Origin of the sequence: Streptomyces sp. NPDC015345, from assembly GCF_043078805.1 — a bacterium.
Classification (GTDB): Bacteria; Actinomycetota; Actinomycetes; order Streptomycetales; family Streptomycetaceae; genus Streptomyces.
In genome coordinates this window covers 918,119-937,761 of sequence record NZ_JBIBTX010000003.1, presented here as the reverse complement: position 1 = coordinate 937,761, position 19,643 = coordinate 918,119, and the positions used below count along the sequence as shown (strand labels likewise).

The following is a 19,643-nucleotide window of genomic DNA, read 5'->3' as shown; positions in this document are numbered from 1 at the left end:
CGGCCGATTTGGTCGGATAGACCTCAGCAAGGACCACCACTCCTGACCAATTCGGGTGAGAATGGCGGCGCGGGGTGGACGCAGGCACGTGCGCATGTATGGACGTACAGGAAGGCCGCCGCCGACCACGGAGGTAGGGCACACAATGGCACCGTACGAACCGGAACAGGACACCAGTGAAGCCGGGGAACTGCGCGTCGGGCGCCGCAAGGCGGCCCGTTACGTAGTCCCGGTCGCGGTGGCGGGGGTGGCGGCGGCGACCATCGGGCTCGTCCCGGCGCTCGCCACCTCGGGCGACCCGGATCTACCGAAGGTCACCGCTCAGGAACTCATGGAGAAGATCGCCGCGTCGGACACGCAGCAGCTCTCCGGCACCGTCAAGATCAGCACGGATCTGGGGCTGCCGTCGATGGGCGGCATGGCGGGCGGCTTCGCCGGCGGTGGCGGTGGCGCCGACCGCGGCGGGGACGACGAGGGCGGCGGAGGCTCGGCCGCCGATCCCAAGAACAAGCTGATGGAGCTGGCGTCCGGCACGCACACGCTGCGCGTCGCGGCCGACGGCCCCGACAAGCAGAAGGTGTCCGTCCTGGAGGACGCCGCCGAGTACAGCCTGATCCACAACGGCGACGAGGTGTGGGCGTACGACAGCGCGTCGAACGAGGCGTACCACGCGAAGGGCTTCCAGGTCTCGGGAGAGAAGGGAGACAAGGGCGACAAGGGCGAGGCGGAGCCTCCCGCAGGCATGCCCGCCACGCCCGAGGAGTTCGCCGAGCAGGCGTTGAAGGCGGTCGACGACACGACGTCCGTGAAGGTCGACGGCACGGCGCAGGTCGCGGGCCGCGACGCGTACCGCCTGGTGATCGAGCCGAAGCAGTCCGGTTCGACGGTCGGCCGGATCACGGTCGCCGTGGACGCGAAGACGGGGACACCGCTCAAGTTCACCCTGACCCCGTCCTCCGGTGGCGCGGCGGTGATCGACGCGGGCTTCACGAAGGTCGATTTCGGCAAGCCGTCCGCGAGTACGTTCGACTTCGCGCCGCCCAAGGGCGCGAAGGTCACCGAGGCCGATGAACACTCGGCGCTGAGCCGTGATTTCAAGGGCCGTGACTTCAAGGACCACGACTTCACGGACAAGGCCAAGGGCGGCAAGGAGTTCAAGGAAGAGGACCTGAACGACCTGAAGGTCATCGGCGAGGGCTGGACCTCCATCGCCGAGCTGCGGCTGCCGGGCGGCCAGGGTCTGCCGACGGCCGGTTCGGGCGACGTCCCGCCGGACGCGCAGAAGCTGCTCGACTCGCTGGGCGACCAGGTCAGCGGGAAGTTCGGCTCCGGCACGGTCTTCTCGACCCGCCTGATCAACGCCCTCGTCACCGACGACGGCAAGGTCTACGCGGGCGCGGTCACGAAGGACGCCCTGGTGAAGGCGGCGAACGCGGCGCACCAGGCGTGAGCCCCGGGCGGTGGTCCACGGTGGGGACACCGCGGACCACCGCGCCGGGCCGTGCGGCACCGCCGATCCGCGCGCGTGCCGAAGGGCCGAAGAGCCGAAGAGCGCCGGGCGACAGGAGGATGCGGTGCCGGGCATGATCGGGGGGCCGTCGGACGGTGACGCGCCGCTCCCCTACGTCATCGAGACGCGCGGGCTCACCAAGCGGTACGGCAAGCACCTCGCCGTCGACCGGCTGGACCTGACCGTTCCCGAAGGCAGCGTCTTCGGGTTCCTCGGGCCGAACGGCTCCGGCAAGACGACCACGATCCGCATGCTGATGGGCCTCATCGAGCCGACTTCGGGCACCGCGCGCGTCCTCGGCAGCTCCATGCCGCGCTCCACGCGCACCGTCCTGCCGCACGTGGGCGCGCTGATCGAGGGCCCCGCCCTCTACGGCTTCCTGTCGGGCCGCGACAACCTCCTGCGGTACGACTCCGCCGACCCGACCGCCGATCCCCGTACCCGGCGGCGGCGCGCCGAGGCCGCCCTGGACCGGGTGGGCCTGACCGCCGCCGCGGGCAAGAAGGCGAAGGCGTACTCGCTGGGCATGAAGCAGCGGCTCGGCCTCGCGGCCGCGCTGCTCCAGCCGCGCAGGCTCCTGGTCCTGGACGAACCGACGAACGGCCTCGACCCGCAGGGCATGCGCGAGATCCGCGCCCTGGTGCGGGAGCTGGCGCGGGAGGGCACGACCGTCTTCCTCTCCTCGCACCTCCTCGACGAGATCGAGCAGGTCTGCACCCACGCGGCCGTGATGACCCGGGGCCGTCTGATCACCCAGGGCCCGGTCGCCGAGCTGGCGGCGGGCGCGCGCGGCCGGCTGGTCGTGACCACACCGGATCCGGGCGACGCGGCCCGCGTCCTGAAGGAGCGGGGCGTGGCGGATCTCGTCGTGACGGAGGACCGCGTGACGGGTGAGCCGCCGGGCAAGGACGCGTCCGGCCGGGACACGGAACTCGCCGAGCTGAACGCCGCGCTGGTCGAGGCGGGCGTACGCGTCCGTGGCTTCGGGCTCGAACGGGCCTCGTTGGAGGACGCGTTCGTGGCGCTGACGGGGGAGGGCTTCGATGTCGCGGGCTGAGCCGATGGACGTACTCAAGGCGGGCGTGGCGGGTGAGCGCGGCCCGAGCGAACCGAGGCCGAGCTGGACCCTCGGGCTCTTCCGCAGCGAGCTGGCGATCACCTTCCGCCGCTGGCGGACCCTCGCGCTGCTCGGCGTGCTCGCCGCGGTGCCGGTCCTCGTGGGCGTCGCCGTCAGGATCGAGACCAGCGACGGCTCGTCGATCGGCGGGGGCGGCGATGGCGGCGGCCCCGCGTTCATCGCGCAGATCACCAACAACGGCCTCTTCCTGGTCTTCACCGCGCTCGCCGCGACGCTGCCGTTCTTCCTGCCGATGGCGGTCGGCGTCGTCGCCGGCGACGCCATCGCGGGAGAGGCGAGCGCGGGCACGCTGCGCTACCTGCTGGTGGCACCCGCCGGACGCACCCGCCTGCTCCTCGTCAAATACGCGACCACACTGACGTTCTGCCTGGTCGCGACCCTGGTCGTCGCCGCGTCCGCGCTCGCGACGGGCGCGCTGCTCTTTCCGCTCGGCGAGGTCACCACGATCTCCGGCACCCGCATCAGCTTCGGCGAGGGGCTGTTGCGGGCCCTGCTCATCGCGCTGGTCGTCGCCGCGTCACTGATCGGCGTGGCGGCGCTCGGACTGTTCGTCTCGACGCTCACCAGCAGCGGCATCGCGGCCATGGCGACGACCGTCGGCCTGCTGATCACGGTCCAGATCCTCGACCAGATCCCGCAACTGGACGCCCTGCACCCGTACTTCTTCTCCCACTACTGGCTGTCGTTCGCCGACCTGATGCGCGAGCCCGTCCACTGGGACGACCTCGTCAAGAACTTCCAGATGCAGGGGCTCTACGCGGCGGTCTTCGGCTCGGCGGCGTGGGCGCGGTTCGGGGCGAAGGACGTCATGGCGTAGCCGCGGGTGTCGTCGTACTCAGCCCTTGTCGTACGGGTAGCGGGCGAGCGGCGGCTCCTGCGCGAAGAACGTCTTGGCGCGCGCCAGGGCCTCGGAGTCCTCCAGTACGTGGCCGGGCCGGGTGCCGTTGCCGAGCAGGACGCCGCCGAAGCGCATCGGGAAGAAGGCGGCGGTGTGGTTCAACGTACCGACCAGCGGGTCCGCCACCTCCTCCTCGCGGTGCGCGAGTGCCGTCACGCCCCACAGGGTGCGGCCCTTGAGGGTGTCCTTGAAGGCGATCTCCGGCGTCTCCAGCCACGCGTCCCAGTAGTCGAGGTACCGCTTGACGGTGGCCGACACCGAGTACCAGTACAGCGGCGACACGATGACGATGTCCGTGGCGTCGAGGGTGGCGTCAAGGAGCAGTGCCTCGGTGTCGCCCTCGGGGCGCGGGCGGGCGCGGGGCCGGGTGTCGTCGTGACGCAGGTCCTGGAAGTCGGGCAGCGGGTGATCGGCGAGGTGGATCCAGCGCTGCTCGACGTCCGGGGGCAACTGCTCGGCGGCCTCGCGGGCCAAGAGCTCGGTGTTGCCCTCGGGACGGGCGCTGCCGACGACGAAGAGGAACTTGCGGGTCATAAGAGTCTCCCCCTGGAGGTGGCCCGGCACGGCCGACGGGTGCGGCGGCGGGCCGATCGCTGCGGCAATTGCTTGCGCGTGCACTATATGCATGCGCAAGCAACTGCGTCCAGGGTTTCCCGGTAACACCCCGCGTCAGGAACGCCCCTTCACGGGCGTACGTGGATGACCCACCCGCGTACATACGTGCCGGGCACCGTATGGCTGGGCCAGTCGCGGGCCCACTCCGGAGGCGCCGCCCCGCGCATCACCAGGGCGGTGGGGCGGCGCGGATCGTCGAGTCCGCCGCCGGGCGCGCAGCCGGCGGTGTGGGCGAGGGGGATGACGGAGGTGTTGCCGTTCAGGAGGCAGGGCGTGCCGGTCCCGGCGCCGGGGCCAGGGCCGTTGCCCACGCCGTGCCGCTCCAGGGTCTCCGCGACCCGGACCCAGTCGCGGCGGGCCTCCCCCTGGATCGTGGCGTTGCCGTGGGCGAGGGCGGCCTGGACGGCGAGATGGCCGCCGAGTACGAGTGCGGGGACGGCGACACCGGCCCACCGGGGCCTGGCCGCGCGGGCGAGGCGGAGCAGGGTGAGGAGTCCGATGGCCGCGGTGGGGGCGAACAGGGCATGGGTCGGGAGCAGGAAACGCGGGGTCGCGTAGGGGACGAGGACGAAGTACGGCAGGGCGATGGCCAGGCCCGTGACAAGGGCGAGGAGGGCGTCGCGCAAGGGGCCGGCCGGGGCTGCGGTGGGGGCGGGTGGCGCGGAGGCCTGTCGGGGCGTGGGCCGGGAGCCCGCGCGGCGCAGGGTCCACAGGCCGGCCACCACCAAGAGCGTCAGCAGCAGCCACCACTCCGCCGCCACGGGCCGGACGCTGTCGTTGTCGCAGGGGCGGCAGAGCAGCGGCCCGTCGATGACCGTGAGGTGGTGGACGAACGAGAGCAGCGGACGCAGATCGCCCTGCACCTCGCTCGCCTCCGTCAGCCGTTCGCGGACCCCGCCGAAACGGATGTACGCCTCCACGGCCCAGGGCAGCGCGCCCGCCGCGAGCCCGGCGAGCACCGCGAGGACGCGGCTCCGTCCGCGCCAGGCGGGCACCAGCAGGGCGGCGACGAGGAGGGGCAGCCCTATGGCGAAGCCGTCGTTGGGCCGCATCAGCGTGGCGAGGGCGATACCGGCGGCGATACCGGTGCACGTGAGGAGGGACTGCCGTGGCCACAGGAAGAGCCCGACCGCGCCGACGGCGCCCATGGCCGTGTAGTGGTTGGGCATGGCCGAGTTCGCGTAGAAGAGCGTGATCCAGAGGCTGCCGTACAGCGCGGCGGCGACGGGCGCCGCCCAGGGCCGGTGGGCCGCGCGGAGCCAGGGGCGGAACCCGAGATAGAGGGCGGCGGCCGCCAGCAGCGTCAGCCACACCCTGAGGAGCACGGTGGAGTCGCTCCAGGTGGCCACGGGCGCGATGAGGAACGGCACGCCGCGGGTCCGGGGGGCGCTGAACGGCGTGGCGGGGGCGTAGGGCGAGTACCGGCTGGCGTAGACGAGCTCGTCCCAGCCGAGGGGGAGCGTGAGCGGGACGAGGACGCAGGACAGCAGGGCGAAGGCGCAGCAGACGGCGAGGAGGAGGCGGTGGGCGAGGCGTGCGTGTGCCTGGTTGGGGTGTGCGGGGTGTGCGGGGTTCGTGGGGTGGCCGGGGTGCGTGGGGTCGGTCTGGCCGGTGCCGTGCGGGGGGCGGCCCGGATCCGTGGCGGTCTCGTCGGGCGGGGCGGGGGCTTTGGCGGGCGGATCCACGGAGGCTTCGCCGGGCGGACCCACGGAGGCTTCGCCGGGCGCGGAGCTTGCGGGTGGCGCCGGGCTGCCGGCGTTCGTGGCGGTCTGGCGGCGTGCGACCCCTCGTTCGCTCACCGTGTCTTCGCCGCCGCGATCAGCCCCTCCACCGGAATGCCCAAGGCCCCCGCATGCCCTGGTCCGGCGTATGCGGCGCCCTGGGGCCACACGTACCGGCAGCCGGGACCGGCCGCGTGATCGGCGGGAAGGGGAAAGGGAGGGTCGTCCTCCTGGACCACGAGCCGACCGGACAGGGCCATAAGGGACGGCCTCCTCGACGCTGGCAGGTTGGGCAGGCTGGCAGTGCCGTCACCCTGCGGCCCACGGGGCCAGGGAGACGCCACGGCCAGCTTGCCACCGCCGGGCCGCCGCCCCTAGTGGACACAGAGCTCGTTGCCCTCCGGATCGGTCATGATCACCCACTCGCCGCCCGGCTCCTTGACGTGCCGTGCCACGGAGGCGCCCAGTCCCTCCAGGCGGGCCACTTCCTCGTCGCGGCGCCCGGGCTCGGCGTGCACATCGAGATGCAGCCGGTTCTTGCCGGTCTTGGCCTCGGGAACGCGCTGGAAGAGGATCCGGCGGCCCTGCCCCACGCCGGTCTCCTCGTCGTACGGGTCGTCGGGGTGCCGCACGGCGATGAGGTCGCGCCAGGCGCGGCGGCCGCGGAGCTCCACGGTCGCCTCCTCCGGTGCGGCGCCGAGGCCGAGGAGGCGGTCGATCAGCGCGCTGTTGTCCTCGACCTCGTATCCCAGCGCCTCGCCCCAGAAGGCGGCCTGCGCGTGCGGGTCGGTGGCGTCGATGACGAGCTTCCAGTGCAGAGTGGTCATGTAACCAGTTATATCGGTTACGACATAGGAGTGGGGCAAGTCAGGGGGCGTGGAGGCGCTGTTCTCCACGCCGCGCGACATCGCGCGAACTCACGTCACCTAGGGGGTAGTTGAGGGTCGGTTCGGGGTGTTCCCGGATCACGGGGAGGGGCCCGGGGCGGCACGCTGGAGTGGTCACGGGAGACCTGGAGTGCCATGGGAGAAGGAGGGGGGAGGCCACGTTGAAGCGACGGAGCCGCTCGCTCGTGCACGCCACGGACGCCGCCACCTACGTCAACGCCTTCGCGCTGACCGGCATCGCCACGGTCCTGGCCACCCGCGCCTTCCTGGCCCTGGCCGGTTATCCGAAGCTCGGCGGGAGCGGCGGCAGCCGGCTGCACATCGCCCACATGCTCTGGGGCGGGCTCCTGATGGCGGCCGCGATCCTGCTCACGCTCGGCTTCCTCGGCCGCGCGGCCCGGCTCACGGGTGCGGTCGTCGGCGGCGCCGGCTTCGGACTCTTCATCGACGAGGTCGGCAAGCAGATCACCGACGAGCCGGGGTACTTCTACCGACCGGCCGCTGGAATCATCTACTTGAGCTTCGCCTCGCTGCTCCTGCTCACCCACCTCATACGCGGCCGCACCGCCGACGCCTCGGCCCTGGACGCCCGGCAGCGCACCGCGCACGCCGCTGACCACGCCCTGGCCGGCGTCGTCACGGGCCTCACGGCCGAGCAGCGCCAGGCGGCGATACGGCTCGTCGAGGGCTCGGGCCGGGAGGTGGACGCGGCGCTGGTCCGCCTGCTCGCCGCCCTCCCGGAGCGCCCGCCCGCCGCGCCCGCGCGGTGGCGGACATGGGCGGACGGTGCGGGGCGGGCGCTGCGGTGGCTGGCGCGTACGCGGGTGGTGCTTGGCGCGGCCGTGCTCTGCCTGCTGACCGAGGCGCTGCTGTTCGCCGTCTGGATGTCCATGGACTTCTTCGGCGGGCAGCTGGCGCGGGAGCCGCAGCCGGGCGCCCACCTCGCCGTCGCGCTCACCGAGGTGGCCTCGGCCGCGCTGGGCATCGCCGGGCTGACACGCCTGCGCGGAGACCGGAGGGCGGCCTTGCGGCTCTTCCGGGCGGCGCTGCTCGTGGACATCCTGGTCGGCCAGATATTCAAGTTCACGATGGACCAGTTCGCGGCGGTCATCGAGCTGGGCATCGATCTGGCGCTGCTCTGGGTGGTCTCCGCGTTCCTGGCGGCGCGGACCACCGTTCAGTCCGCAGCTCAGCCCGCAGCTCGGACCACCGTTCAGCCGGCCGCGCGGAGCGCCGTGCCCGAGGTCGTCCCGCCCGCGGTCAGTGAGGCGCGGTAAGCGCTCGGCGCGATACCCCGGATCCGCTTGAAGGCGTCGCTGAAGCCGAAACCGTCGGCGTAGCCCACCTGTCCGGCCACGGAGGCGACCGTCGCGCCGGGCTCGGCGAGCAGTTCCGCGGCGAGCGTCATGCGCCACTCGGTGAGGTACGCCATCGGGGGCCTGCCGACCAGATCGGTGAAGTTCCTGGCGAACACAGCGCGCGAGACCCGGGCGCGCGCGGCGAGCGCCGCCACCGTCCAGGGGCGCGCGGGTTCGTCGTGCATGGCGTGCAGGGCGGGGCCGACGACGTCGTCGCCGAGCGCGCGGTACCAGGCGGGCGGGCAGGCCTCGGGCAGGTCGAACCACTCGCGCAGGGTGCAGGCCAGCATCCAGTCGAGCATCCGGTCCATCACGTACTGGCGCCCGGGGCGGTCGGCGGAGATCTCGGCGGCGATGAGTTCCACGATGGGCATGCACTCCTCGCCGGAGGGGACGACGAGCAGAGGCGGCAGCGCGCTGATCAGGCGCCGCCCGACAGAGCTGTCCAACTGGTAGGCGCCGCTGACCAGTTCACACTCGGCGCCGACGGCGGACAGGGTGAACGGCGCCTTCGTGCACACGATCGCGGCGCCGCCCTCTCGCAGGGTCCGCGGTTCGTCCGGCGCGACGGAGACGCGGGCCGAGCCGCGGACCACCGTGATCAGTTCGAGAGCCGCCGCCTCGGCGCGATTGGTCTCCCAAGGGCGCGTCAGCACCGTCCGGTTGAACAGCGCGCCGTCCGCGCGCACCCCTCGCAGCAGATCCCCCAGAGCGTCCATGCCACCCACGGTAGACGGACGCGGATCCCTTGGAGACGGATGCCCATGCCCCACGACACGTCAAAGCGGTTGGCTGAACACATGACCAGCAACCAGCAGACCCCGCAGGCACAGCAGACCTCCCAGGCACAGCAGACCGAGAAGCGGCAGCAGCACTCCGCCGCGCGGAACCAGCCGTCCGGCCGTGGCGCCCCGATCCTCGTCCTCGGGGCCACCGGCAAGACCGGCAGCCGCGTCGCCGCCCGGCTCCGCGCGGCCGGGCACACCGTGCGCGCCGCCTCCAGGACGGCTCAGACACCCTTCGACTGGACCGACCGCACCACCTGGGGCCCCGTCCTGGAGGGGGTGGGCGCGCTCTATCTGGTCGGCCCGCCCGACCCCGAGCCGATCGCCGACTTCGTCGCGCAGGCGCGGGTCGCGGGCGTGCGCCGCTTCGTGGTCCTGTCCGGCAGGGGCATCGAGGTCTACGGCGACTCCTTCGAGCCGTCCATGGCGGAGGCCGAGCGCGTGGTCCGCGAGGCGGGCGTGGACTGGACGGTGATCCGTCCGAACAACTTCTCGCAGAACTTCGACGAGGACATCTTCCACGAGCCCCTGCTCGAAGGGCGCCTGGCGCTGCCCGTCGGTGACGTGCCGGAGCCGTTCATCGACGTGGAGGACATCGCGGAGGTCGCCGCGGTCCTGCTCACCGAGGACGGCCACTCGGGCCGTACGTACGAACTCTCCGGGCCCCGCTCGCTGACGTTCGCCGAAGCGGTGGCGGAGATGGCGAAGGCGTCGGGGCGGCCGATGCGGTTCGAGGACATCACGGAGGAGGCGTACGTGGCCGAGATGATAGGGCGGGGCACGCCCGAGGATGCCGCCCGGTCGCTCGCGGCCGTGCTCACCTTCCTCGCCGGGGGCCACAACTCCGCGCCGGTTTCCGGTGTCCGCGAGGTCCTCGGCCGGGAGGCCCGCGATTTCACCGAGTACGCGAAGCGGGCCGCGCAGTCGGGTGCCTGGGGATAGAGCGGGGGACGGACCTGGGGATGGCGCGGGCGGCAGGACCGGAGCCGGCCGTCAGGCCGCGGGCTCCCGCTCGCCCTGGACGGCGGGCGGGGCGGCCGCCGCGGCCCGGCGAGCGGCGGCCAGCCGACCCGCGTTCCGGCGGGCTGTCCGCAGCGCGTCCCACGTCAGCAGCGAGAGCGCCAGCCACACGAGGCCGAAGCCCGCCCACCGCTCGGGCGGCATCGCCTCATGGAAGTACAGGATGCCGAGGAGGAACTGGAAGACGGGCGCGAGGTACTGCAGCAGCCCCAGCGTGGAGAGCGGCACCCGGATCGCCGCCGCGCCGAAGCAGACCAGCGGGGCGGCGGTCACCACACCGGTGGCGGCCAGCAGCGCCGCGTGGCCGAGGCCCTCCGTGCCGAAGGTGGCCTCGCCCCGCGAGCCGAGCCACAGGAGGTAGCCGACGGCGGGCAGGAACTGCACGGCGGTCTCGGCGGTGAGCGACTCCAGGCCGCTGAGGTTGACCTTCTTCTTCACCAGGCCGTACGTGGCGAAGGAGAAGGCGAGGCAGAGCGAGATCCACGGCGGCTGTCCGTAACCGAAGGCCAGGACGAGGACCGCCGCGAGCCCGACGGCGACCGCCGCCCACTGGACGGGCCGCAGCCGTTCGCCGAGCAGCAGGACGCCCATCGCGATGGTGACCAGGGGGTTGATGAAGTAACCGAGCGAGGCTTCGACGACGTGGCCGGTGTTCACCGACCAGATGTAGACGCCCCAGTTGATGGTGATGACGGCCGCGGCGATCGCCACCAGGCCCAGCCTGCGCGGCTGGCGGATCAGCTCGCGCGCCCAGCCCCAGCGCCGCACGAAGAGCAGCGCGATGCCCACGACGACCAGGGACCACGCCATGCGGTGCGCGAGGATCTCGGCGGCCCCGGCCGGCTTGAGGAGCGGCCAGAAGAGGGGGACGAGGCCCCACATCCCGTACGCCGCGAAGCCGTTCAGCAGACCGATGCGCTGCTCGCTCCTCGACTGTCCGGCTGCTCCGCTGTCCACGGCCCCTCCTTCGCGCACGGCAGCCCGACGCTGCCAGACCGAAGGTAGCGCCGAAACCACCCGGCTGTCATGCCCGTATGGCCGAGACGCTCATGACAGTCGCGAGCGCCCCGGCGCCTCCGGTGCGTCAGCCCCGGAGTGCCACGGAGACCGCGTCGGCGAGAGGCGTGGTCGGCCGGCCGATCAGCCGCGCCAGGTCCCCGCTGGTTCCCGCGAGGCGGCCGCGCGCGATGGCCGCGTCCACGTCGACGAGGATCGCCGCCATCGGCTCGGGCACGCCGGCGCCGGTCAGGATCGCGAGGTGCTGCTCGGCGGGGACGTTCGCGTAGCCGATGTCCTTGCCGCTCTGCCGGGCGACCTCGGCGGCGTACTCGGCCATGCTCCACGCGATGTCGCCGCTCAGCTCGTACGCCTTGCCCTCGTGGCCCTCACCGGTCAGCACGGCGACGGCCGCCGCGGCGTAGTCGGCGCGCGAGGCGGAGGCGACGCGGCCCTCGCCCGCGGAGGCGACGACGGCACCGTGTTCGAGGACCGGGGCGAGGTGCTCCGTGTAGTTCTCGTGGTACCAGCCGTTGCGCAGGAAGGTGTACGGCAGGCCCGAGTCGAGCACCAGCCGCTCGGTCACCTTGTGCTCGGCCGCCAGGTCGAAGTCGGCGTCGGGACCGCCGAGGACGCCCGTGTAGGCGAGGAGCGCGACCCCGGCTTCGCGCGCGGCGTCGATCACCGCGCGGTGCTGCGCCACGCGCTGCCCGACCTCACTGCCGGAGATCAGCAGGACGCGGTCGCCCGCCGCGAAGGCGCCGCGCAGGGTCTCGGGGGCGTTGTAGTCGGCGATCCGCAGCTCGACGCCGCGCTCCGCGAGGCCGGCGGCCTTGTCCTTGTCGCGGACCACGGCGGCGACCTCCCCGGCGGGTATGCCGGCGGCGAGGAGGCCCTCGATGACGAGGCGGCCGAGGTGTCCGGTGGCTCCGGTGACGACGATGCTCATGTCTGGGTGCTCCTATTACGTGCTGAATGCGCGTGTTACATGCGCAATGGCGTGCGGTACGGCACTCACCCTAGCTCCGGCACTAACTATCCGTAAGTACCCACTTTGAAGTAAGGTACCGGTATGGCCGTAAGTAATTGGAACCAGGGCGCCGAGGACATGTGCCCCTACCGCCTCGTCCTGGAGCATGTGACGAGCCGGTGGGGCGTCCTCGTGCTGATCGCCTTGGAAGAGCGCTCCCACCGCTTCAGCGAGCTGCGCCGCGCCATCGGCCGCGTCAGCGAGAAGATGCTGACCCAGACCCTCCAGACCCTGGAGCGCGACGGCCTGGTGCACCGCGACGCCAAGCCGGTCATCCCGCCCCGCGTCGACTACTCCCTCACGGAGCTCGGCCGCGAGGCCGCCGCGCAGGTCAGGGGCCTCGCGGCCTGGACGGAGCGGCGCATGGCCGACGTACAGAAGGCGCGCACGGCATACGACGAGGCCCGGTCCTGAGGGATTCAGGACCGGGCCCCGGAGGCAGGATGCGGCCCAGCTAGCCGACGACCGTCCAGGTGTCGCCGCCCGCGAGCAGGGCCGCGAGGTCGCCCTTGCCGTCTCTCTCGATGGCGGTGTCGAGCTGATCGGCCATGAGGGTGTCGTAGACCGGGCGTTCCACGTTCCGGAAGACACCGATCGGCGTGTGGTGCAGGGTGTCCGGGTCGGCGAGGCGGGAGAGGGCGAACGCGGTCGTCGGGGACGCGGATCGCGCGTCGTGGACGAGGATGTCGCGCTCGTTCTCCGGGGTGACGGCGACGACCTTCAGGTCACCGGTCACCGCGTCGCGCACGACGCCCTTGGAGCCGTCGGCGCCGAAGCGGATCGGCTGCCCGTGCTCCAGGCGGATCACCGCCTCCTCGGCCTGCTGCTTGTCCTTGAGGACCTCGAAGGCGCCGTCGTTGAAGATGTTGCAGTTCTGGTAGATCTCCACCAGCGCGGTGCCGGGGTGGTCGGCGGCCTCGCGCAGCACCGACGTGAGGTGCTTGCGATCGGAGTCCACCGTCCGCGCCACGAAGGACGCCTCCGCGCCGATCGCCAGCGAGACCGGGTTGAAGGGCGCGTCGAGGGAGCCCATCGGCGTCGACTTGGTGATCTTGCCGACCTCCGAGGTGGGGCTGTACTGCCCCTTGGTCAGGCCGTAGATCCGGTTGTTGAAGAGGAGGATCTTCAGGTTCACGTTGCGGCGCAGGGCGTGGATGAGGTGGTTGCCGCCGATGGAGAGCGCGTCGCCGTCGCCGGTGACCACCCACACGCTCAGGTCGCGCCGCGAGGAGGCGAGACCGGTGGCGATGGCCGGGGCGCGGCCGTGGATGGAGTGCATCCCGTAGGTGTTCATGTAGTACGGGAAGCGGGAGGAACAGCCGATGCCGGAGACGAAGACGATGTTCTCCTTCGCCAGGCCCAGCTCCGGCATGAAGCCCTGCACGGCGGCCAGCACGGCGTAGTCCCCGCAGCCGGGACACCAGCGCACTTCCTGGTCGGACTTGAAGTCCTTCATGGACTGCTTGGCCTCGGCCTTGGGCACCAGCTTCAGCAGCGTGTTGCCGACGTCAGTCATCGATGGCCTCCTTGAGAGCCGTGGCGAGCTGCTCGGCCTTGAACGGCATTCCATTGACCTGGTTGTACGAGACCGCGTCCACCAGGTACTTCGCCCTGATGAGGGTGGCGAGCTGACCGAGGTTCATCTCGGGGATCACCACCTTGTCGTAACGGCGGAGCACCTCGCCCAGATTCCGCGGGAACGGGTTCAGGTGGCGCAGATGGGCCTGCGCGATGGGGACACCGGCCGCGCGCAGCCGGCGGACCGCCGCGGTGATCGGGCCGTACGTCGAGCCCCAGCCGAGGACCAGCGTGCGGGCCTCGCCGCTCGGGTCGTCGACCTCCAGGTCGGGTACGTCGATGCCGTCGACCTTGGCCTGGCGGGTGCGGACCATGAAGTCGTGGTTGGCGGGGTCGTAGGAGATGTTGCCCGTGCCGTCCTGCTTCTCGATGCCGCCGATCCGGTGTTCGAGGCCGGGCGTGCCCGGGATCGCCCACGGGCGGGCCAGGGTCTGCGGGTCGCGCTTGTAGGGCCAGAACACCTCGGTGCCGTCGTCCTCGGTGTGGTTGGTGCCCGAGGCGAACTGCACGCGCAGGTCGGGCAGTTCGTCCACGTCCGGGATCCGCCACGGCTCGCTGCCGTTGGCGAGGTAGCCGTCGCTCAGCAGGAAGACCGGCGTGCGGTAGGTGACCGCGATCCGGGCCGCCTCCAGGGCGGCGTCGAAGCAGTCCGCCGGGGTCCTGGGCGCCACGATCGGCACCGGCGCCTCGCCGTTGCGGCCGTACATCGCCTGGAGCAGGTCGGCCTGCTCGGTCTTGGTCGGCAGACCGGTGGAGGGCCCGCCGCGCTGGATGTCCACGATCAGCAGCGGCAGCTCCAGCGAGACGGCGAGCCCGATCGTCTCCGACTTCAGCGCCACGCCGGGCCCCGACGTCGTCGTCACCGCCAGCGAACCGCCGAACGCCGCGCCGAGCGCGGCCCCGATCCCCGCGATCTCGTCCTCGGCCTGGAAGGTGCGCACGCCGAAGTTCTTGTGCTTGGACAGCTCGTGGAGGATGTCCGAGGCCGGCGTGATGGGGTACGAGCCCAGATACAGCGGCAGATCCGCCTGCCGGCCCGCCGCGATCAGCCCGTACGACAGCGCGAGGTTGCCGGAGATGTTGCGGTAGGTGCCCGTCGGGAACGCCGTCGAGGCCGGAGCCACCTCGTAGGAGACCGCGAAGTCCTCGGTCGTCTCACCGAAGTTCCAACCCGCGTGGAAAGCCGCGATGTTCGCCTCGGCGATCTCGGGCTTCTTGGCGAACTTCGTCCGCAGGAACTTCTCGGTGCCCTCCGTCGGCCGGTGGTACATCCACGACAGCAGACCCAGCGCGAACATGTTCTTGGACCGGCCCGCGTCCTTGCGCGAGAGGTCGAAGTCCTTCAGCGCCTCCACCGTCAGCGTGGTCAGCGGCACCGGGTGCACGCTGTAGCCGTCCAGGGAGCCGTCCTCCAGCGGCGAGGTGTCGTAACCGACCTTCTGCATCGCGCGCTTGGAGAATTCGTCCGTGTTGACGATGATCTCCGCGCCGCGCGGCACGTCCCCGATGTTCGCCTTCAGGGCCGCCGGGTTCATCGCCACCAGCACGTTCGGGGCGTCACCGGGGGTCAGGATGTCGTGGTCGGCGAAGTGCAGCTGGAAGGAGGAGACACCCGGCAGGGTCCCGGCGGGAGCCCTGATCTCGGCCGGGAAGTTCGGCAGCGTCGACAGGTCGTTGCCGAAGGACGCGGTCTCCGAAGTGAAACGGTCACCCGTGAGCTGCATGCCGTCACCGGAGTCACCCGCGAAACGGATGATCACCCGGTCCAGGCGTCGTACGTCCTTCTCACTCACGGGCCTGCGTTGCTCTCCGACGAGTGCCCCGTCGGCCTGCTCGGCTTCGCTACTGACCTTGCTGGTCACTGAACTGGACCTCCCTCAAGGCGGCTGAGGGCAATCGCCGGGACGCCCGGCGCTCCCAAGGCCCACCCTACGTCTGTAAGGGGTGCCTTCCTCGGGTAGCTCGTATTTTGGACGCCGTTTTGAGACGCCTTGTTGTCCTGGTCTGTCATGGTCTGCCTATTCCCCCGGCCCCTGGTAGGTGACGCTCCCCGCTCATCCTTTGGTTCTAGGACTCCTACGGGTTGTCTCTGACCGATCCCTGACCTGGTCCTGACACGACCGGCTCATCTCTGACCTCGCTCCGACCTCGGCCGGTCGAGTCGAGGTAGCTCCGGTCACGAGTTGAGGTAGGTCAGGACGGCCAGCACCCTGCGGTGATCTCCGTCACTCGGGGACAGGCCGAGCTTCAGGAAGATGTTGCTCACGTGCTTCTCGACGGCGCCGTCGCTCACCACGAGCTGCCGGGCGATCGCCGAGTTCGTCCGCCCTTCCGCCATCAGCCCGAGCACCTCGCGCTCACGCGGCGTGAGCCCGGCGAGGACGTCCTGCTTGCGGCTGCGGCCGAGCAGCTGCGCCACGACCTCCGGGTCGAGCGCGGTGCCTCCCTCGGCCACCCGCACCACCGCGTCCACGAACTCGCGCACCTCGGCGACCCGGTCCTTGAGCAGATAGCCCACGCCCCGGCTTGACCCGGCGAGCAGCTCGGTGGCGTACTGCTCCTCGACGTACTGCGAAAGGACCAGTACCCCGAGCCCGGGGTGCTGGTGACGCAGATGCACCGCGGCCCGCACCCCCTCGTCGGTGTGCGTCGGCGGCATCCGCACATCGGCGACGACCACGTCCGGCAGGGCGTTCTCCGCCGCGAGGCCGGTGATCGTCTTGATCAGCGCCTCGGCATCACCCACGCCGGCGACCACGTCATGCCCGCGGTCGGTCAGCAACCGGGTCAGGCCCTCCCTGAGCAGCACTGAATCCTCGGCGATGACCACCCGCACTTTGTCCTCCACTGTTCTTGGCCCCCCGGCGCGCTCGGCTGAGTCACCGGCGCGCTCCGACGTCGGTGACGTCGGCCGGGCGTCCGGCACCTCAGTATCGCGCGATCCGGGGCCGTCCACCGGTGCTGTCGCCAGACTGGTTCATCCGTCACCCGTCGCGCCGCCCCCGGTCCGGCGTACGGACCAGGGGCGGCGCGACGGCTGAGGGTCTGTCAACTCACGCCTGACGCCAGGGAAGTTCGGCCGTGACCGTCGTCGGGCCGCCCTGCGGCGAGTCGACGACCAGGATCCCGTCGACCGCGTCCAGCCGCTCCGCGAGGCCCGCGAGACCGGAGCCCGCGCTCACGTCGGCGCCGCCCGAGCCGTCGTCCGTGACCTGGAGCATCAGCCGGTCCTCGGACCGCCACACGTCCACCGAGGCGCGGCTCGCCCGGCTGTGCTTGCTGATGTTCTGAAGCAGCTCGGAGACCGTGAAGTACGCGATGCCCTCGATGGCGGGGGCCGGACGGCTCGCCAGGTCCACCTCCACCTGGACCGGCACCGTGCAGCGGGCGGCCAGCGAGGAGAGCGCGGCGTTCAGACCGCGGTCGGTGAGGACCGCGGGGTGGATGCCGCGGGCGAGGTCGCGCAGCTCCTGGAGGGCGACCTTCACCTCGCCGTGCGCCTCGCCCACCATGCGGGCAGCGGCCTCGGGGTCCTCGGTGAGCTTCTCCTTGGCGAGGCCGAGGTCCATGGCGAGGGCGACCAGGCGGGCCTGCGCGCCGTCGTGCAGATCGCGCTCGATGCGGCGCAGATCGGCGGCGGCGGTGTCCACGACCACGCCCCGGTCCGACTCCAGTTCGACGACGCGGGACGCGAGCCGCGAGGGGCCGAGCAGCCCGTGCACCATCAGCCGGTCCACCGTCGTCAGGGCCCGCAGGATCCACGGCGTGGCCAGCGTGATCAGCAGGCCGGTCGCCGCAGTGACGCCGAGCTCGAAGGGGTTGTCGAGGTAGATGCGGTGGTGGTCGTCACCGTAGAGCTGGATGCCGCTCTGGCCGCCGTAGAGCGGGAAGAGCCAGAACCACAGCGGATACGTGAGCATCAGCCAGCCGTACGTCCAGAAGACGACCGCCACGACGAACGAGAAGATCGCCCAGGGCATCAGCAGCACGGAGTAGAGCAGGTGCCGCCAGGACGCGCCGCTCTTGAGGACGGCCCCGATGAGCGCGAACGCGCCGCCGCCCTTGGGCCGCAGCGGCTCCGGGGGAGCGACGTCCAGGCCGAGCAGGCCCCGGGCCCGCGTCCGCTCCAGGGCGCCGATGCCGCGGCAGCCGGCCAGGGCGCCGGCGAGGACCGGCACGCCGACGAAGGTGATCAGCAGTCCCGCGCCGAGCGAGAGCATCGTGACCGCGAACACGAAGGAGACGATGCCGATGGGCAGGCTCAGCAGGGTGTAGCCGAGCTCCTTCCAGGTGCGGGCCTCGATCGGGGCGCGCAGCCCCGCGGGGAGGCGGTGGCGCCGCCGGTCGGCGTCGGTTGCGCGGAAGTCCGGCCGGTCCATGTGCGCGTACCCCTGTCCGTACTCCGTGGCCATCACTGCCATCCGTTTCTGCTCGAGTTCCGCACCCAGGTTCTGCTGCTTCCGCTGCCCTGCTGCTGGAGCTGCCTGTTTTCCGTACCTCCAGCCTCGCGGCCGGGCCGTCCCCGGGCCATGGAGCGCGTCGGCGTCTTGGGGCGGGGGTTTTCCCTACCTTCGGCGGGGCCCTCGGCGGGGCCTTCGGCAGGTGGGGGCCTTCGGCGGGGGGTTTTCGGGGGGAACGGTGTCACGACGTCCCGTGGGACCCGGAAGGGGCGTCCGCCGTGCGGTCGCGCCACGGCAGCTCCGCGGTGATCGTCGTCGGCCCGCCCTCCGGCGAGTCGATCACGAAGAGGCCGTCGACCGCGCCGAGCCGGTCCGCGAGCCCCGCCATGCCGGTGCCGCCGTCCAGCCGGGCCCCGCCCCGCCCGTCGTCCCACACCTGGATGAGCAGCCGCTCGTCCGCGCGCCACACCTCGACGCTCGCGCTGCGCGCCCCGCTGTGCTTGCTGACGTTCTGCAGCAGCTCGGAGACCGTGAAGTACGCGATGCCCTCGATGGCCGCCGCCGGACGCGTCGGCAGGTCGGCGGTCACCTTCACCGGCACCGTGCAGCGCGACGCCACCGAGGAGAGCGCGGCGTTCAGACCGCGGTCGGTGAGGACCGCGGGGTGGATGCCACGGGCGAGATCGCGCAGCTCCTGGAGGGCCAGCTTCACCTCGCCGTGCGCCTCGTCCACCATCAGGGCCGCGGCGTCGGGGTCCTCCAGCAGCTTCTCCTTGGCGAGGCCGAGCCCCATCGCGAGGGCGACCAGGCGGGCCTGCGCGCCGTCGTGCAGATCGCGCTCGATGCGGCGCAGATCGGCGGCGGCGGTGTCCACGACCACGCCCCGGTCGGACTCCAGTTCGGCGATGCGGCGCTCCAACTCGTCGGAAGGGCAGAGCAGCCCGCGCACCATCATCCGGTCGACGTTGGTCAGCCCACGGACGACGAAAGGCAGCACCGGCCAGAGCACGAAGAGCCCCACGAGCGTGACGGCGAAGGTGAGCACGCCCCACGGCAACCGGATGAACGCGTACAGCATCGTGCGCCAGCCCACCGGGTCCTTCAGGGTCGACCAGAGTCGGCCGAAGAAGCCGCCCCCGCCGAGCACCCGCATCGGGCTCGGCTCCTCGACCCGCACCCCGAGCAGCTTCCTGGCCCGCGCCCGCTCGGCCCGGCCGAGCAGCCGCGCGCCGAGCAGCCCCATCGCGAGCAGCGGCAGGCCGACGACCGTCACCGTCAGACCGGCGCCCAGCGCGAGCGCGCCCACCGCGTAGACGAAACCGGCGATGCCCATCGGCAGGTTCACCAGAAGGTGGGCGATCTCCCGCCAGGTACGCGCGTCGTACGCGAAGCGCGCGGGCGGCAGTGGATCGTCGTCATGCGGGAGCGTGGTGCTGCGTGCGGTCATACGCGCCAGAGTGCCCGGCGCGCCGCCGTAACGCCATGAGGACCCCCGCCCGGACGACCGGGGGATAACCCCACCTTCACCGGCCGACGCGTGCGGCTGCCCCTGACCGACGCGTGCGGCTGACCCTGACCGATGTACGCCGCCCACCCTGACCGATGTGTGTCGCTCGCCCTGACGGATGCGTGACGCTCTGCTTACCGATCCTTTAGCAGGCCCTAGACTCCCGTGCGTACAGATCGTCGAACAGGATCAGGATCAAG

General features: G+C 71.7%; 17 protein-coding genes. 6 read left to right on the top strand and 11 right to left on the bottom strand.

Translation table 11 applies throughout. The features are described 5' to 3' along the window. The first annotated feature begins 145 nt into the window (after positions 1–145). The 3 genes from ACF062_RS16695 to ACF062_RS16685 all read left to right on the top strand — a co-directional run bounded on the left by ACF062_RS16695 (position 146) and on the right by ACF062_RS16685 (position 3,465). The gene (locus ACF062_RS16695) at positions 146–1,450 is read left to right on the top strand and encodes an outer membrane lipoprotein carrier protein LolA (protein ID WP_392138685.1); all 1,305 of its coding nucleotides are present in this window, start codon (positions 146–148) and stop codon (positions 1,448–1,450) included. 133 nt (positions 1,451–1,583) lie between these two features. Then, positions 1,584–2,567 carry an ABC transporter ATP-binding protein gene (locus tag ACF062_RS16690; RefSeq protein WP_392138683.1) on the top strand — a complete coding sequence of 328 codons (984 nt, stop codon included), beginning with the start codon at positions 1,584–1,586 and terminating at the stop codon, positions 2,565–2,567. Further along, entirely contained in the window at positions 2,554–3,465 is a 912-nt protein-coding gene (locus ACF062_RS16685) for an ABC transporter permease (RefSeq protein WP_392138682.1), read from the top strand. Before ACF062_RS16690 ends, ACF062_RS16685 begins: the two co-directional genes overlap by 14 nt. 18 nt (positions 3,466–3,483) lie before the next feature. Here the strand turns inward: ACF062_RS16685 and ACF062_RS16680 are convergent, their stop codons facing one another. The 3 genes from ACF062_RS16680 to ACF062_RS16670 form a co-directional block, all read right to left on the bottom strand. Beyond that, on the bottom strand, positions 3,484–4,080 hold the full coding sequence (locus ACF062_RS16680) for a flavodoxin family protein (RefSeq protein ID WP_392138680.1): 597 nt from the start codon (positions 4,078–4,080) through the stop codon (positions 3,484–3,486). Between the two features lie 149 nt (positions 4,081–4,229). Then, positions 4,230–5,846: a hypothetical protein gene (locus ACF062_RS16675; protein WP_392138678.1), complete on the bottom strand. Its 1,617-nt coding sequence runs from the start codon at positions 5,844–5,846 to the stop codon at positions 4,230–4,232. Positions 5,847–6,256: 410 nt separating this feature from the next. Beyond that, positions 6,257–6,709, bottom strand: coding sequence for a VOC family protein (locus ACF062_RS16670; RefSeq protein WP_392138676.1), 453 nt, complete (start codon positions 6,707–6,709; stop codon positions 6,257–6,259). 221 nt (positions 6,710–6,930) lie between these two features. Between ACF062_RS16670 and ACF062_RS16665 the strand changes: the two genes are divergently transcribed. Further along, the gene (locus tag ACF062_RS16665; protein WP_392138675.1) at positions 6,931–8,046 is read left to right on the top strand and encodes a hypothetical protein; all 1,116 of its coding nucleotides are present in this window, start codon (positions 6,931–6,933) and stop codon (positions 8,044–8,046) included. Here ACF062_RS16665 and ACF062_RS16660 read toward each other — a convergent pair. After that, entirely contained in the window at positions 7,983–8,846 is an 864-nt protein-coding gene (locus tag ACF062_RS16660) for an AraC family transcriptional regulator (protein WP_392138673.1), read from the bottom strand. The genes ACF062_RS16665 and ACF062_RS16660 overlap by 64 nt on opposite strands. A gap of 81 nt (positions 8,847–8,927) precedes the next feature. Between ACF062_RS16660 and ACF062_RS16655 the strand changes: the two genes are divergently transcribed. Beyond that, positions 8,928–9,854: an NAD(P)H-binding protein gene (locus ACF062_RS16655; RefSeq protein WP_392138672.1), complete on the top strand. Its 927-nt coding sequence runs from the start codon at positions 8,928–8,930 to the stop codon at positions 9,852–9,854. 51 nt (positions 9,855–9,905) lie between these two features. On the opposite strand, the gene rarD is transcribed toward ACF062_RS16655, so the two are convergent. Next, the gene (rarD, locus tag ACF062_RS16650; RefSeq protein ID WP_356578047.1) at positions 9,906–10,889 is read right to left on the bottom strand and encodes an EamA family transporter RarD; all 984 of its coding nucleotides are present in this window, start codon (positions 10,887–10,889) and stop codon (positions 9,906–9,908) included. Positions 10,890–11,016: 127 nt separating this feature from the next. Beyond that, a complete protein-coding gene (locus tag ACF062_RS16645; protein ID WP_392138670.1) occupies positions 11,017–11,877 on the bottom strand; it encodes an SDR family oxidoreductase in 861 nt (286 codons plus the stop codon). 123 nt (positions 11,878–12,000) lie between these two features. Here ACF062_RS16645 and ACF062_RS16640 point away from each other — a divergent pair, with 123 nt between their 5' ends. Beyond that, positions 12,001–12,372, top strand: coding sequence for a winged helix-turn-helix transcriptional regulator (locus ACF062_RS16640; protein ID WP_392138668.1), 372 nt, complete (start codon positions 12,001–12,003; stop codon positions 12,370–12,372). A 40-nt stretch (positions 12,373–12,412) separates the two neighbouring features. Here the strand turns inward: ACF062_RS16640 and ACF062_RS16635 are convergent, their stop codons facing one another. From ACF062_RS16635 to ACF062_RS16615, 5 genes are all read right to left on the bottom strand, one after another. Beyond that, the gene (locus ACF062_RS16635; protein ID WP_392138667.1) at positions 12,413–13,474 is read right to left on the bottom strand and encodes a 2-oxoacid:ferredoxin oxidoreductase subunit beta; all 1,062 of its coding nucleotides are present in this window, start codon (positions 13,472–13,474) and stop codon (positions 12,413–12,415) included. After that, a complete protein-coding gene (locus tag ACF062_RS16630) occupies positions 13,467–15,398 on the bottom strand; it encodes a 2-oxoacid:acceptor oxidoreductase subunit alpha (RefSeq protein WP_392138665.1) in 1,932 nt (643 codons plus the stop codon). Before ACF062_RS16630 ends, ACF062_RS16635 begins: the two co-directional genes overlap by 8 nt. 314 nt (positions 15,399–15,712) lie before the next feature. Continuing rightward, positions 15,713–16,372 (bottom strand): response regulator transcription factor, encoded by a 660-nt coding sequence (locus ACF062_RS16625; RefSeq protein ID WP_276573902.1) that lies wholly within the window; start codon positions 16,370–16,372, stop codon positions 15,713–15,715. A gap of 217 nt (positions 16,373–16,589) precedes the next feature. Continuing rightward, positions 16,590–17,948, bottom strand: coding sequence for a sensor histidine kinase (locus ACF062_RS16620; protein ID WP_392138901.1), 1,359 nt, complete (start codon positions 17,946–17,948; stop codon positions 16,590–16,592). A 229-nt stretch (positions 17,949–18,177) separates the two neighbouring features. Next, positions 18,178–19,383 (bottom strand): sensor histidine kinase, encoded by a 1,206-nt coding sequence (locus ACF062_RS16615; RefSeq protein ID WP_392138663.1) that lies wholly within the window; start codon positions 19,381–19,383, stop codon positions 18,178–18,180. Positions 19,384–19,643: the final 260 nt, after the last annotated feature.